General features: G+C 42.9%; 17 protein-coding genes. All 17 read right to left on the bottom strand.

Annotation, left to right across the window (positions count from 1 at the left end; translation table 11 throughout):
* Window positions 1–41: 41 nt before the first annotated feature.
* A complete protein-coding gene (gene sufB / locus ACPBEH_RS00885) occupies window positions 42–1,445 on the bottom strand; it encodes a Fe-S cluster assembly protein SufB (RefSeq protein ID WP_104964132.1) in 1,404 nt (467 codons plus the stop codon).
* Window positions 1,445–1,933, bottom strand: a complete 489-nt coding sequence (gene sufU, locus ACPBEH_RS00880) for a Fe-S cluster assembly sulfur transfer protein SufU (protein ID WP_011374809.1) — start codon at window positions 1,931–1,933, stop codon at window positions 1,445–1,447. Before sufU ends, sufB begins: the two co-directional genes overlap by 1 nt.
* Window positions 1,920–3,158, bottom strand: coding sequence for a cysteine desulfurase (locus tag ACPBEH_RS00875; protein ID WP_424349382.1), 1,239 nt, complete (start codon window positions 3,156–3,158; stop codon window positions 1,920–1,922). Before ACPBEH_RS00875 ends, sufU begins: the two co-directional genes overlap by 14 nt.
* Window positions 3,136–4,440: a Fe-S cluster assembly protein SufD gene (sufD, locus tag ACPBEH_RS00870; protein ID WP_424349381.1), complete on the bottom strand. Its 1,305-nt coding sequence runs from the start codon at window positions 4,438–4,440 to the stop codon at window positions 3,136–3,138. Before sufD ends, ACPBEH_RS00875 begins: the two co-directional genes overlap by 23 nt.
* A gap of 12 nt (window positions 4,441–4,452) precedes the next feature.
* Window positions 4,453–5,235 (bottom strand): Fe-S cluster assembly ATPase SufC, encoded by a 783-nt coding sequence (gene sufC, locus ACPBEH_RS00865; protein WP_011374812.1) that lies wholly within the window; start codon window positions 5,233–5,235, stop codon window positions 4,453–4,455.
* A gap of 169 nt (window positions 5,236–5,404) precedes the next feature.
* A complete protein-coding gene (locus ACPBEH_RS00860) occupies window positions 5,405–6,220 on the bottom strand; it encodes a MetQ/NlpA family ABC transporter substrate-binding protein (RefSeq protein ID WP_424349380.1) in 816 nt (271 codons plus the stop codon).
* A 19-nt stretch (window positions 6,221–6,239) separates the two neighbouring features.
* Complete coding sequence (locus tag ACPBEH_RS00855) at window positions 6,240–6,929, bottom strand: methionine ABC transporter permease (protein WP_424349379.1); 690 nt, start codon at window positions 6,927–6,929, stop codon at window positions 6,240–6,242.
* A complete protein-coding gene (locus ACPBEH_RS00850) occupies window positions 6,922–7,956 on the bottom strand; it encodes a methionine ABC transporter ATP-binding protein (protein WP_424349378.1) in 1,035 nt (344 codons plus the stop codon). Before ACPBEH_RS00850 ends, ACPBEH_RS00855 begins: the two co-directional genes overlap by 8 nt.
* 351 nt (window positions 7,957–8,307) lie before the next feature.
* Window positions 8,308–8,616, bottom strand: coding sequence for a glycine cleavage system protein H (locus tag ACPBEH_RS00845; protein ID WP_025016454.1), 309 nt, complete (start codon window positions 8,614–8,616; stop codon window positions 8,308–8,310).
* An 18-nt stretch (window positions 8,617–8,634) separates the two neighbouring features.
* The gene (locus ACPBEH_RS00840; RefSeq protein WP_011374817.1) at window positions 8,635–9,834 is read right to left on the bottom strand and encodes an FtsW/RodA/SpoVE family cell cycle protein; all 1,200 of its coding nucleotides are present in this window, start codon (window positions 9,832–9,834) and stop codon (window positions 8,635–8,637) included.
* Window positions 9,835–9,927: 93 nt separating this feature from the next.
* Window positions 9,928–10,158: a DUF2969 domain-containing protein gene (locus ACPBEH_RS00835; RefSeq protein ID WP_056947848.1), complete on the bottom strand. Its 231-nt coding sequence runs from the start codon at window positions 10,156–10,158 to the stop codon at window positions 9,928–9,930.
* A gap of 28 nt (window positions 10,159–10,186) precedes the next feature.
* Window positions 10,187–10,435, bottom strand: a complete 249-nt coding sequence (gene yidD / locus ACPBEH_RS00830) for a membrane protein insertion efficiency factor YidD (protein ID WP_112217709.1) — start codon at window positions 10,433–10,435, stop codon at window positions 10,187–10,189.
* 21 nt (window positions 10,436–10,456) lie between these two features.
* A complete protein-coding gene (locus ACPBEH_RS00825) occupies window positions 10,457–10,648 on the bottom strand; it encodes a DNA-directed RNA polymerase subunit beta (protein WP_016265258.1) in 192 nt (63 codons plus the stop codon).
* A 17-nt stretch (window positions 10,649–10,665) separates the two neighbouring features.
* Window positions 10,666–11,655, bottom strand: a complete 990-nt coding sequence (locus ACPBEH_RS00820; protein WP_016265259.1) for a rod shape-determining protein — start codon at window positions 11,653–11,655, stop codon at window positions 10,666–10,668.
* Window positions 11,656–11,803: 148 nt separating this feature from the next.
* On the bottom strand, window positions 11,804–13,105 hold the full coding sequence (gene murA, locus ACPBEH_RS00815) for a UDP-N-acetylglucosamine 1-carboxyvinyltransferase (protein ID WP_424349377.1): 1,302 nt from the start codon (window positions 13,103–13,105) through the stop codon (window positions 11,804–11,806).
* A gap of 27 nt (window positions 13,106–13,132) precedes the next feature.
* On the bottom strand, window positions 13,133–13,366 hold the full coding sequence (locus tag ACPBEH_RS00810; protein WP_424349376.1) for a DUF1146 family protein: 234 nt from the start codon (window positions 13,364–13,366) through the stop codon (window positions 13,133–13,135).
* Between the two features lie 160 nt (window positions 13,367–13,526).
* Window positions 13,527–13,961 (bottom strand): F0F1 ATP synthase subunit epsilon, encoded by a 435-nt coding sequence (locus ACPBEH_RS00805; protein WP_025016451.1) that lies wholly within the window; start codon window positions 13,959–13,961, stop codon window positions 13,527–13,529.
* Between the last annotated feature and the right edge of the window lie 5 nt (window positions 13,962–13,966).

Here is a 13,966-nt window from a genome sequence, read left to right as displayed (position 1 = left end):
GATGGCTACATTAAAAGTTTTAGGTCACTAGTCTTTTTTTATTATCCCACAGACCCTTCCATTTCATAACTAATCAATCTATTCAATTCCACCGCGTATTCCATTGGGAGTTCCTTGGTGAATGGTTCGACGAAGCCCATGATGATCATTTCGGTTGCTTTGGCTTCCGAAATGCCACGGCTCATCAAGTAATAGAGTTGTTCTTCTGAAATTTTGGAGACTTTGGCTTCATGTTCCATTGAGACGTTCCCGTTTAAGATTGTATTATACGGAATCGTGTCGGAACTGGATTTATCATCCATAATAATCGTATCACATTCGACGTGGGCAAAAGAGCCGTCACTGTCGCGTTCAAAACGAACAGTGCCCCGGTAATCAACCGCGCCACCGTCTTTGGCAATCGATTTCGAAACGATTGATGACGACGTATTTGGTGCGGCGTGAATCATCCGGGCGCCACTGTCTTGGTCAACACCTTCGCCGGCAACAGCGATTGACAGCATTGTGCCCCGTGCGCCTTCACCATCGAGGTAGACGCTTGGGTATTTCATGGTCATTTTAGAACCGAGATTCCCATCAACCCATTCCATTGTCGCGTTTTCCATGGCTTGGGCCCGTTTGGTTTCCAAACTATAAACATTCTTCGACCAGTTTTGAATCGTCGTGTAACGGCAGTAAGCATCCCGTTTAACGAAGACTTCAACGACCGCAGCGTGCAAGCTATCACTTGAATAACTTGGCGCAGTACAGCCTTCGACGTAGTTAACACTGGCGCCTTCATCAACAACAATCAATGTCCGTTCGAATTGACCTGAATTTTCAGCATTAATCCGGAAGTATGATTGGATTGGAATATCTGTCCGCACACCTTTTGGCACGTAGATAAAGGTCCCCCCGGACCAGACAGCCGAGTTGAGGGCTGAGAATTTATTATCGGTTGGTTTAACCAAAGTACTGAAGTATTCCTTCACGATATCGGGATATTCGCGCAAGGCAGTATCCATATCGGTAAAGATAATCCCGAGCTTTTCAAATTCATCGCGCATATTGTGGTAAACCACTTCTGATTCATATTGCGCACTTGAACCAGCTAAGTATTTCCGTTCAGCTTCTGGAACCCCTAAGCGGTCAAAAGTCTCCTTGATTTTATCAGGGACATCTTCCCAATCGCGGTATTGTTTATCAGTCGCCTTTTGGTAGTACAGCATATGCTCTAAATCAAGGCCGGATAAATCTGGGCCAAAATCGGGCATTGGCATTTTTTCGTAAGCATGGAATGATTTTAAACGGAAGTCTAACATCCATTGGGGTTCTTTTTTCTCGTGCGAAATTGCGCGCACAACATCTTCAGTTAAGCCCCGACCGGTTGAAAAGACGGGTTCAACATCATCGCTAAAGCCGTAATCGTAGTTCTCAAATTGGGGCATCGTCGTCTCTTCTGTCATTAATCTGTTCCCTCCGTTTCTGCATGGTTCACAATTTGACCCGTTGTCGCTGTGTTGGTATCGCTATTGAGCGCTTTGTGGAGCGCCTTCCAAGCAAGCGTGGCACATTTAATCCGCGCTGGAAATTGTTGAACGCCCTGCAAGATGGCCGCATCTTCTAGAATTGTCCAATCCTCATCGCGATCACCAATCACCATGTCTGAAAAGCGTTCGATCATCACTTCAGCTTCAGCAGGTGTCTTATGCAAGACCGCATCGGTCATCATGCTGGCAGAGGCTTGGCTGATTGTGCAGCCTTCCCCTGAAAAAGCAATCTGGCTAATCCGGTTATCTTCAAGCGCAATCTCCAACTGCAACACATCGCCACAAGTTGGGTTACGTAATTCAATTTCATGATCGACAGTGTCTAAATGACCATGATGGTGCGGATGTTGCGAATGGTCTAAGATGACCTGTCGATATAAGTTATCTAATTTAGAGAGTGCCATTTTGGAAAAACTCCTTTGCTGCTTGAATCGCGGCCACTAAGGCTTGTACGTCTTCTGACGTATTGTAGAGGTAGAAACTCGCGCGAGCCGTTGCCGCAACGTTTAGCCACTGCATCAGTGGTTGTGCGCAATGATGCCCAGCGCGAACAGCGACCCCTTCCATATCAAGTGCCGTTGCTAAATCGTGCGGATGGAGATTATCGAGATTAAAAGCAATCACACCCGTTCGCTGACTAGCTTCTTGCGGGCCATAAATCGTCAACCCGTCAATCGCTTGTAAGGCCGGTAATGCCTCGGCGACTAAAGCCTGCTCATGTGCCTGGATGTTGGTCATCCCAATCTGATTCAGATAATCAATCGCAGTTCCTAAGCCAATCGCACCAGCAATATTGGGTGTCCCACCTTCTAAGCGCCAAGGCAGTTCTTTGAATGTCGATTCTTGTAAGCCAACAAAATCAATCATCTCACCACCATATTCAACCGGCGGTAACTGTTCGAGCAAGTCCTGCTTACCATACAAGACACCGATCCCTGTTAGGCCCAACATTTTATGCCCTGAAAAGGCATAAAAATCTGCATCGAGCGCCTGCACATTAACTGGCATATGCGGGACAGCTTGTGCGCCATCAACCACCATATAACCACCTTGTGCGTGGACTAGTGCCGCAATCGTCTTCACCGGATTGACAACGCCTAAAACGTTAGAAGCATGTGCTAAACTGACAATTTTAGTCCGTGGACCAATAACCTGCTTAGCAGCTTCTAAATCTAACTGACCATCTGGCAATAGATCGATGTAGCGTAGTTTGGCCCCCGTCTTTTTAGCAAGTTGTTGCCAAGGGACTAGGTTGCTATGGTGTTCCATGTAGCTGATGACGATTTCATCGCCAGCTTGAACAACGGTTGGCCCGAAACTGCCGGCGATCCAGTTTAAACTCTGCGTGGTCCCTTTTGTGAAGACTATCTCCGCTGAAGAAGCTGCATTGATAAATTGTTGAACTTTAACTCTAGCAGCTTCGTATTGAGCAGTCGCCCGCTCCGCCAACGTATGCACGCCCCGGTGAACATTGGCATTATCATGTTGGTAGTAACTCACTAATTGGTCAATCACCGCTTGTGGCTTTTGCGTTGTCGCTGCGTTATCCAAATAGACCAAGGGTTCGTCATTCACCAATTGTTCTAAAATTGGAAAATCTTGCCGACTAGTGTTCAGACTTTTGCCCATCGATTAACTTCCTCTCGATCGTGTCCGTTAATTGTTGACGAACATTTTTGTCCGGAATTTCAGTCAGGACGGCGCCTAAGAACCCACGAATGACTAGGCGTTGTGCGACTTCTTTAGACAAGCCCCGACTCATGAGATAGTACATTTGTTGTTCATTAACACGGCCAACACTGGCAGCGTGACCGGCTTGAACGTCATTTTCATCGATTAATAATAGCGGATTGGCATCCCCACGGGCCGTTCGTGATAACATCAAAACCCGGTTTTCTTGTTGTGCATCGGCACCCTTAGCGCCTTTGATGATGTGCCCAATCCCGTTAAAAGTCAGGGTCGCATCTTCTAAAATAACGCCATGTTGCAAGATATGGCCAATTGAACGGGGACCAATATTCGTTACCCGCGTATCAATTCCTTGAATCTGTTTCCCGGTTGAAATAGCGACCACTTTCGTTTCAGCATGCGAACCATCGCCGACCAAATCAGAATCAAAGTCGCCAATGATATTGCCGTCATTCATGAAGCCCAATGCCCAATCAATCCGGGCATCACGCATTAAGTGTCCCCGACGGTTCAGATAAGTCGTAACAAACTTACCAAACGCATCAACGGCTGAAAAATGCACGTGACTATTATCCTTAGCAATCACTTCAACCACCATATTGGCTAGGTTCTTGTGATCACCCATTGTTTGTAGATTTTCTAGATAACTAAACTCACTATTTTGTTCCGCCACAATTAAAACATGGTGGATAAAATCAGTAGCTTGCGTGCTATCTTGCACATAATAAGCCGTAATCGGTTGTTTAATCACCACATTCTTCGGTACGTACAAGAACATCCCACTGTTCATCAAAGCCGTGTGAAAGGCTGTCAAACGATCCTCGTCCGGTTTAACCGTCACTTGCATATAGTATTCATGAACTAATTCAGGATAGTCTTGTAAAGCAGTGAAGATATCGGTAAAGATGACCCCTTGTTCTGCTAATTCACTAGGCAGATTTAATTTAGCAATCGTTTGTCCAACTTGTACGACATAGGGTTGATCCGCTGTTAAATCAGCGACCATTTCGGGTAGTGTGTCAGTCGCAGAAGTTGTCAAAGTAGGCGCACTCGCAGCCATAATTGGCCAATGTTTGTAATTAATCTTTTCGAAAATAGGTAAGTCGAGCTTTTCAATTTGGCCTAAGGCTGTTTGGCGTAAGGCTGCAAACCAATCTGGTTCTTGATGGGCAATTGAAAAAGCCGCAACTTGTTCAGGTGTGATGGCTAATTTCTTTTTCATCAAAGCTGCCCCCTATTTACTTTCATCGTCAGTTAATTTAATGTCTAACCCTAACTCATCACGAATACCGGCGTAACCTTCGTCTTCTAGACGTTTGGCCAATGACGCATCACCAGTCGTTACGATTTTACCGCCCATCATGATGTGCACGAAATCAGGCACAATGTAATTCAATAAACGTTGATAATGCGTGATAATCAATGAACCGAAGTTGTCACCGCGCATTTCGTTGACCCCTTTAGAAACAACTTGTAAGGCATCGATATCTAAACCAGAATCAATTTCATCTAAAATAGCAAATTTAGGTTCAATCATCATTAATTGTAGAATTTCGTTCCGTTTCTTTTCACCACCAGAAAAGCCTTCGTTTAAGTAACGTTCAGACATTTCTTCTGTCATATCTAAGACAGCCATGCGTTGATCTAATTTTTTCAAGAAGGCCATGATTGAGATTTGATCATCTTCAGCCCGACGCGCATTGATAGCAGCCCGCATAAATTCAGCATTTGTAACCCCTTGAATTTCAGATGGATATTGCATCGCTAAGAACAAGCCAGCGCGCGCCCGTTCATCAACTGGCATTTCAAGAATATTTTGACCGTCTAATTTAATTTCACCTTGAAGCACTTCGTATTTAGGATTACCCATGATGGTTTCTGAAAGGGTTGATTTCCCGGTCCCATTTGGTCCCATGATGGCATGAATCTCACCCGTATTCATTTCTAAGTTAACACCTTTTAAAATTTCTTTACCGTCAATTCCGACGTGTAAATCGATAATTTCTAATTTAGACATTACTGACCCTCCAAAAATCGCATTATAGCACGTTGTTGCTGACTTAATTCTAAGCTAAATGAGAACGCTTTTCAATAGAAGAATGATTGTAAAAAAGAATCAATTCTTATCTATCTCCCAAAAATATGCTAATAAAAAAGCCCTATCCTTCGATAAGACTTTTCCTTCATTATTTAACGGGTAATACCGCCCCGTGCCATTGTTTTTTAATCCAGGATTGGGTTGATTTTGATTTAAGTGCTTTAATTAACTTCTTAATAGCGGGTTTGTTTTCATCACCTTTATTAACGGCGACGACGTTTACGTATGGTGATGAGAGACTTTCAATTGCCACTGCATCTTTTTCCGGTGTGAAGCCGGCTTGAACCGCATAGTTTGAATTGATGGCAACCAGTGTACCTTCATCATTTTTCAACAATTCAGGCATCAATTTCGGTTCAAATGTGTACTTAAATTTGAGCTTCTTCGGATTTTTAGCGATATCCTTGAAGGTCGCATTTTCAACTTTGACCCCTGGTTTCAAGGTGATCAAGCCGCCTGCTTTTAGAATCGAGAGGACCCGGCCCCAGTCAGTTTGACTATTTGAAACCAGAACGGTAGCGCCGGTTTTGACGGCACTCAATTTTTTAACTCGCTTACTATAAAGACCTAGTGGTTCCAGATGAATCCCACCGGCACTCACTAAGTGATAACCATTATCGTGGTTAGCCTTTTTCATAAACGGAATGTGTTGGTAATAGTTGGCGGTCAATTCACCGCTGGCTAAAGCCTTATTAGGTAATACATAATCACTGAACGCTTTGACGTCCAATGTGATGCCTTCTTTTTTTAATTCGGGTTTAATGTGTCTTAAAATGGCGGCATGCGGAATGGTTGATGCGCCAATCACAATCGTATTGGGATCTGCTTTTTTAGCGCGACAGCCAGTCAACAGTAAGCCAACAATTAAAAGCCCGGCGAGTACGCTTAAATATCTTTTTTGCATCTACTTTTCTCCCTCTGTTTTAACGATGATCAATTTTAGCAATGATCATGTCACCGGCTTTTTGACAAATGAACACGATGATTAAAATAATGATTGTCGCCACTAACGTAATTGTATTTTGATTTGCTTGGAAGCCTTCCGTATAGGCCAAGTTTCCTAAGCCACCGGCCCCAATCACACCGGCCATTGCCGTGTAACCAAGTAATGAAATCGCGGTGACGGTTAACCCAGAAACAAGTGCGGGCATGCTTTCTGGTAAAAGGACTTGCCAGATAATTTGCCATTTTGAAGCGCCTAGTGCGCGGGTCGCTTCAATCACCCCGCTATCAACTTCACGAAAGGCTAATTCTACTAACCGGGCGTAAAATGGTGCTGCCGAAACGATTAATGCGGGAATTGCAGCTTTGGGACCAATCATGGTGCCCATTAATTCCTTAGTCATGGGAATCAAAAGCACGATCAAGATGATGAATGGCACTGAACGGAAAACGTTAACGAATAAAGCGACAATCCCATTTAACAACCGACTCATAAAATCCGTTTTACCATTCGTTTGATATAAGACTAATCCCAATAAGAAACCGAGAATCGCCACTAGCAAGACACTGACAGCTGTTAGCCAAACCGTTTCGCCTGTCGCTTCCCACATCGTTGGCCAGTCGATTTGTTTAAATTGAAAATAAGATTGAAACCCGTTGATATTAGCCATGTCTTAACACCTCTACTTCGATAGTTTGTTGACTTAAGTCGGATAATGCCTGTTTTAAATCGTCTGGACTAGCTTGAATCTGAATGTATAAATACCCCAGGGCACCATTAATCGTTTGTTGTAAACTCCCACTAATCACGCTGACTTCAACGCTTGGATAGCGGCGCATTAATTGGCCGATGACCGGTTGACTGGATTGTTCTTCGTTAAACCGGAGTTTGACGATCGTGCCCTCTGGTACCCGCGTCAACAACTGTTCGATTGAAGCGGCTGTTTCGCTAGGCGTAATCACCAATGATTCTGAAACAAAGGCTTTCGTCACTTCTGCCTGTGGCGTTTCGAAGATGGCTTGTGTTGTGCCTTCTTCAATTACCCGACCGGCCGCCATCACTGCGATTCGTTGGCAGATCCGGCGTACCGCATCCATTTCATGGGTTACCAGCACAATCGTGATGCCCATTTCCTGATTAATCTTAGCTAAAAGACTTAAAATTGAATTCGTTGTTTTAGGATCCAAAGCACTGGTTGCTTCATCACATAGTAAGATGGCCGGTTCGCTGATTAACGCACGGGCAATCGCAACCCGCTGTTTTTGGCCACCTGAAAGTTCGCTAGGATAAGCAGCGCCCAAGTCTGTTAGTTCGACTAACGCCAACATCTCTTTGGCCTTAGCTAAGCGTTCCTTCTTACTAACCCCCGCTAATTTAAGCGGTAAGGCAATATTTTCAAGAATTGTTTTTGACCAGAGTAGATTGAAGTGTTGAAAAATCATGCCAATCTTTTGCCGAATTGGTCGCATTGCTTGTTCGCTCAAACCAACGATTGATTGACCGTTGACCAAGACATCCCCGCTGGTTGGTTTTTCTAAACCATTTAATAATCGAATCAACGTACTCTTACCAGCGCCTGAATAGCCGATAATACCGTAAATTTCACCCGCTTCAATTTTCAATGAAATATCGCTGAGTGCTGTAAATGTCTGTTGTTCCCGTTGGTAAACCTTACCGACTTGCTTTAGTTCTAACATTGCATTCTCTCCCTTTGACTAAAAATGTACAAAAAAAGTCCTCCCTCTCAAATAAATGAGAGAAAGGACGCCAATTTGCGTGTTACCACCTTAATTTCACGACTACTTCACAATAATCGCCTTACAAAGTACCAGAATCGATACTCGTTCGCTATATCGGGCAACCCCCGCATTCGGCTCAGTTAAACCTTACCAAATGAATTTGCTCAAAGACCATATTCGAAAATTGTTCGCATTATCCGCTTGCACCTGACCGGACTCTCTTAAAATGCTACTAAATCATCTACTCATCTTTTCATCGCTTGTATTAAGTAATTCTTATCTTAATTAATCAGACGCCAGATGTCAAGTCTAATTATCTGAAATTCGAATATCGGCAATCCACGCATCTTTTTCATTATCCGCATTTAATAATTCGGGATTATCGGCTAAATCAGTATTGACGTTGACTAATTCACCTGCTAAAGGACTATCTAACTCTTGAACCATTTTTTCAGCTTCAATTGCAACAAGTGGCATATCAAGTGCCATCTTTTGCCCTTCAACTGGGACATCTACAAATTTAATTAACCCAAATTCATTTTGCGCACCCTTAGTCAAACCAATTCGTCTGATTGAAGCTGCGATTTCTTCTGTCCAAAAATAATCATTGTTACTCATTGTCAATTGTTTTCACTCCTAGAAAGTATCTTCAGATTCGCTGAACATATAACTCTTATAATGGTACCGCATCGACATGATAAAGCCAATCCCCATCATGTTCCCCAATAGCGATGAACCACCTTGTGAAATAAATGGTAATGGAATACCAGTCAATGGTAATAGACCAACACTCATCCCAATATTTTCAAAAACATGGAAAAGAATCATCATGATAACACCCGTTGAAACATAGGCATAAAACTCATTTTTGGTATCAAATGTGACCCGAATCATTTGGTAGATCAACAAGAAATACAATAAAATGACTAAACAAGAACCGATGAAGCCGAAGTTTTCACCAATTACGGAGAAAATCATATCGGATTCACGAACCGGTACGTTAACCTGAATCTGATTGAAGCCTTTACCAAATAGTTGACCAGACCCGATGGCTTTTAAACTTTGGGACAATTGTAAACTTGTGCTGGCCGTATTATCAAACGGATGTAACCAGGCATCAATTCGGTTAAATTGATAGGTTTTAAAGCCTAAGTGGGTTAAAATCGCCCGCCCGGGGGTTGTTGCCGCCAAGGTCAAAGCAGTTCCACCAATGGCCGCCATTATCGCCATTGCAGGTGCTAAAATCTTCCAAGTAATCCCAGACACCAAGATAATACCACCCAAAATTGCAACGAACACTAATAACGTCCCAAAATCGTTTTGTAATTTCAATAGCACCATAACCGGTAAAGTCCAAATTAATAATCGGCCTAACAATAACCAATCCGTATTAATCGTGTGTTCTGGATACTCAGTATTGTGCTTAGTGACAACCCGGCTCATCATCAAGATATAAGCCGGCTTCATCACTTCGGAAGGCTGGAACGAAATCGGTCCTAACGAGAACCAACTCTTAGCACCAGTTTGAATCGCCACTGCCCGATTGTAAAAGAATAAGACGGCGACTAAGAGGAAAATCCCAATGCCATAAGCAATCGGTGCAACTCGCCAGAGCTGTTCCGAATCAAACTGCATGATGGCCACAATTGCGATCCCACCAATGACGTACCAAGCCGCCTGCATTAGCACAGCTCGCGTTGAGCTGGCACTACTTGTATCATGCGTTACCGCGACATAAATCGACATTAAACCCACTAACGCTAACATGAAGACGGAAAAAACAATCCCGTAATCTACGCGCGAAGTATCGTCGACTTTTTCTAATTCCTTTGGCATGTTAAGTCTCCTTCAACTAAAAACTGTCTTAATTATAAAATAACCCGGCCAAAAATCTGCCGGGTTACTCTAAAGCTAATTAATTCTTAAGAATTAACCTTGGTGTAAGTGATACTCCCGTAGTAATTCGTTAACAGCATCGTCGTGTGTTTTAGTAATGATGCTTTGGCCAGTACCTTCGACAGTTGCTTCAAACCGTTTTTTAGCACTGTCTTCGACAATAACACCCACTTCGTTTTTACCAACTTTGACACTCGTCATTGCTTGGCCGTTGCGGTTAATATCATCAATTGTGACTTCTACGCGTTGTTCTTTTTTAGACATATTTTTTGAAACTCCTTATTTTGTAACATTAGTCATTAACGGACTTATTCCGAAACACTGTGAAGTGGTCCGGAACGGGATCATAACCACCCTTTACAAACGGGTGACACCGCAAAATGCGGCCGATACCCATAATCAAGCCCTTAATAGCGCCATGTTTTTGAATGGCTTGAATCATATAACTAGAGCAAGTCGGATAATACCGACAGCTCGGTGGTAAGAATGGCGAAATACCAGTTTGGTAAAACCGCACAAGTGCAATTAATATCTTTCGCATGCAATCACCACTTATCCTGGCCTACTGTAAGAAATTAATAATGTGACTCCAGGTACTTGGCAAAAAGACGGCAAACGGATTTTGTCCACCCATTGCAAAACCGATCATTTGGCCAATTAGCCCGGCGAAAATCATTAAAACAATTACTAGTAAGATCTTTTTAAGAACTGGTTTGACGTGCTCTTCAAAATTTGATCGATACACAATATTCACAATCCCTTACTTCTGATTTAGTGTGCTCGTTTTTGTGCAATATTTTCTAATAAAACACCCGTACCTAAGGCAACCGCGTCTAATGGCTTTTCAGCTAAGACAACTGGGACCTTAAGGTGTTCAGAAAAGAGGTTGGCAATATTGCGTAACAGCGCGCCACCACCGGTTAACATAATCCCGCGATCAATAATATCACCGGCTAATTCTGGTGGTGTCACTTCAAGCACTTCTTTAGCAGCAGCTACGATGGCCATCATTGTTTCGTGCAAGGCAAGTTCAACTTCATCCGCACCAATCGTGATTGACACTGGTAACCCACCAACAATATCACGGCCACGAACTTCTAGTTGTTCGCTTGCATCAGCATGCCAAACGCTACCAATCTTCAACTTGATTGTTTCGGCAGTATGTTCACCGATTAATAAGTTATGTTTACGTTTAACGTATGCTGCAATTTCTGCATTCATACGATCACCGGCAAGCCGTAATGACCGACTTGTCACCACTTCACCCATTGATAGCACGGCGATATCACTCGTCCCACCACCAATATCGATGACCATGTTACCGCGTGGTTGGAAAATATCCATCCCAGCACCCACGGCCGCAACTTTGGGTTCAAATTCTAAGAAAACTTTACCGCCGCCAGATTTTTCTGCAGCTTCTACAATTGCTTTTTGCTCAATCGATGTAATATTTGTTGGACAACAAATTAAGATGTTTGGTTTTGATAGAAAACCTTTGACGTTTAATTTATTAATGAAATAAGCAAGCATTGCTTCGGTCATGTCAAAATCAGCAATCACACCATCTTTAAGTGGGCGCACTGCCAAAATATTGCCGGGTGTCCGGCCGACCATGCTGTATGCTTCAGAACCAACTGCTAATACTTTTTTTGTTTTAGTATCGATCGCAACGACTGAAGGTTCATTAAGAACAATGCCCTTGTCCATGACGTTAATTAAGACGTTGGCTGTCCCTAAATCAATCCCGATATCTTTAGCCATTTAGTGTTGCTCCTTCCAGAAACCATATTCAATAGTCAATTATACCACAAGCCTAATATCAATAAAATATAAGTTTCGTTTACGAAATTAACACTAAAAAAGAATGACCTCCGTCTAAAAACGAATATCATTCTTTAATAACTGCTAATTAAGCTAATTTTTGAGTTGTTTTACGATGACCGGCTTCATCAAAATCAGCACGGCTGATATGTGCACCTAATGCTCGTAATTTTTGATGGAAGTGATAATAACCACGATCCATATATTGTAAGTTGGTGACCAGTGTTTCGCCATTGGCTACTAGACCTGCGATGACCAATGCTGCGGCTGCTCGTAAATCAGAAGCAGCCACTTCAGCACCAGTTAATTCAGTGGGTCCATATAAGATGACAGATTGACCTTCAACTTGGTAATCAGCATTCATGCGGCGCAATTCTTCTAAGTGCATGAAACGATTTTCGAAGACTGTTTCAGTCATGACACTCGTTCCATGAGCCATCAATTGTAAAGCGGTCATTTGCGCTTGCATATCCGTTGGGAACCCTGGGTATGGTAGGGTTTTGATATTACTTGGTTTCAATTCATCAGGCCCGATAATCCGGATGCCATTTTCTTCCTCGATAACTTGTGCGCCCATTTCAGCTAGTTTAGACAATAAAGGTTTATTATGTTCAGAAATAGCTTCTTCAACTAAAACGTTCCCCTTAGTAGCCGCAGCGGCAATCATGAAGGTCCCTGCTTCAATTCGATCTTGCACAATACTGTGTTCGGTCCCCTTTAATTCGGTAACCCCTTCGATTCGAATTTCTTCAGTCCCTGCGCCGAAAACTTTAGCGCCCATCTTATTCAAGACGTTAGCTAAATCGACAATTTCTGGTTCGCGGGCAACGTTTTCGATAACCGTTGTCCCTTTAGCTAAAGTTGCCGCCATCATGATATTTTGCGTTGCACCGACACTTGGAAAGTCTAAATAGATGTTTGCACCGACTAATTGGTCGGCCTTAGCTTCTATGTAACCATGACTTTGTGTAATCGTTGCGCCGAGTGCTTCAAACCCCTTGAGGTGTAAGTCAACTGGTCTTGAACCAATTGCACAGCCACCTGGCATGGCAACTCGGGCGTGACCCAGTCTTGCTAATAAAGGTCCCATGACAACGATTGAAGCCCGCATCTTTGAAACATATTCGAATGCCGCTTCAAAGTTTAGTGGTTGATTGGCATCAATCATTAGATAGTTACGTTGTTCATCAAATTTAACACGTGCATCCAGACTCTTCAAAACATCTTGCATCATAAAAACATCTGATAAGATTGGCACGTTCGTTAATTCAACTGGTCCTTTAGAGGCTAAAAGTGCTGCCGCCATGATTGGTAAGACTGCGTTTTTAGCACCTTCGATGTGGACATCACCAACTAATGGTTGTCCGCCTTGTATGATCAATTTTTCCAAGAGTTTCCCTCCGATATGACTGCTAATTTATTGGATTAAAAAAATGATATTGCGCGCTTGCGCGATAATATCTAAAAAGAATTGACTCACTAAATAACCCATTACGATGGCTGTAAACATGAGGACAATCTGAATCTGTCGAATATGATTCGGTTTAAAAAGCTGTTCAAGTCGTAAAGACTGTAGACCGTAAAAACTAAGAACGATAAAGCCGATATGACTAATAATGGTAACAACTGCTTGTGATCCAATTGATTGCACTTCAATAACGCCCCTCTATGAATGGATATAGGGACATTGTAACACACAGAAAAGTCCCTTGTCTGTATTTAGCTGTTTTCTTAATAAAAGAAGATTGGATTGTATTATAACACAACAAAAAAAGCCCCCACGACTTTTGCCGTGAGGACTTTTACAATGACTATTGTAAATGATTTTTGACGTCAATCCGGTTCATCGCGCGTTGAAGTGCGATTTGAGCCCGACGTAATTCGTCTGAATCATGTTTTTCTGAAGCCGTCTTAATAGCGTCTTCAGCACGTTGTTTAGCACGTTGGGCACGTGATAAGTTAATATCGCGCGCACGTTCAGCACCATCAGCAACGATTGAAGCGATGTTATGACTAACTTCCATAAAGCCGCCAGTAATTGCAATGGCGTCTTCATGCCCTGGGTTATCCGTCCGCTTAACACGAATTTCACCAATTTCTAGAGGGGTAATAATTGGCTCATGATTAGCCATAATACCAAGTTGTCCTGCCATTGCTGGTACAACCAACATTGAAGCATGGTGATCATAAACGACACCATCAGGAGTTACGATATTAACGGTTAATACCTTTTGCTCTTCTGCCATCATTA

The sequence above is a fragment of the Latilactobacillus parasakei genome, from assembly GCF_049674265.1.
GTDB lineage: Bacteria > Bacillota > Bacilli > Lactobacillales > Lactobacillaceae > Latilactobacillus > Latilactobacillus sakei.
Note: the sequence above shows the minus strand (reverse complement) of the source record. Positions and strands in the feature narration are given on the sequence as shown.

Excerpts from the sequence above, each read along its gene's own strand:
- sufB (WP_104964132.1), bottom strand. The coding sequence starts at position 1,445 with ATGACAGAAGAGACGACGATGCCCCAATTTGAGAACTACGATTACGGC.
- sufU (WP_011374809.1), bottom strand. The coding sequence starts at position 1,933 with ATGGCACTCTCTAAATTAGATAACTTATATCGACAGGTCATCTTAGAC.
- ACPBEH_RS00875 (WP_424349382.1), bottom strand. The coding sequence starts at position 3,158 with ATGGGCAAAAGTCTGAACACTAGTCGGCAAGATTTTCCAATTTTAGAA.
- sufD (WP_424349381.1), bottom strand. The coding sequence starts at position 4,440 with ATGAAAAAGAAATTAGCCATCACACCTGAACAAGTTGCGGCTTTTTCA.
- sufC (WP_011374812.1), bottom strand. The coding sequence starts at position 5,235 with ATGTCTAAATTAGAAATTATCGATTTACACGTCGGAATTGACGGTAAA.
- ACPBEH_RS00860 (WP_424349380.1), bottom strand. The coding sequence starts at position 6,220 with ATGCAAAAAAGATATTTAAGCGTACTCGCCGGGCTTTTAATTGTTGGC.
- ACPBEH_RS00855 (WP_424349379.1), bottom strand. The coding sequence starts at position 6,929 with ATGGCTAATATCAACGGGTTTCAATCTTATTTTCAATTTAAACAAATC.
- ACPBEH_RS00850 (WP_424349378.1), bottom strand. The coding sequence starts at position 7,956 with ATGTTAGAACTAAAGCAAGTCGGTAAGGTTTACCAACGGGAACAACAG.
- ACPBEH_RS00845 (WP_025016454.1), bottom strand. The coding sequence starts at position 8,616 with ATGAGTAACAATGATTATTTTTGGACAGAAGAAATCGCAGCTTCAATC.
- ACPBEH_RS00840 (WP_011374817.1), bottom strand. The coding sequence starts at position 9,834 with ATGCCAAAGGAATTAGAAAAAGTCGACGATACTTCGCGCGTAGATTAC.
- ACPBEH_RS00835 (WP_056947848.1), bottom strand. The coding sequence starts at position 10,158 with ATGTCTAAAAAAGAACAACGCGTAGAAGTCACAATTGATGATATTAAC.
- yidD (WP_112217709.1), bottom strand. The coding sequence starts at position 10,435 with ATGCGAAAGATATTAATTGCACTTGTGCGGTTTTACCAAACTGGTATT.
- ACPBEH_RS00820 (WP_016265259.1), bottom strand. The coding sequence starts at position 11,655 with ATGGCTAAAGATATCGGGATTGATTTAGGGACAGCCAACGTCTTAATT.
- ACPBEH_RS00805 (WP_025016451.1), bottom strand. The coding sequence starts at position 13,961 with ATGGCAGAAGAGCAAAAGGTATTAACCGTTAATATCGTAACTCCTGAT.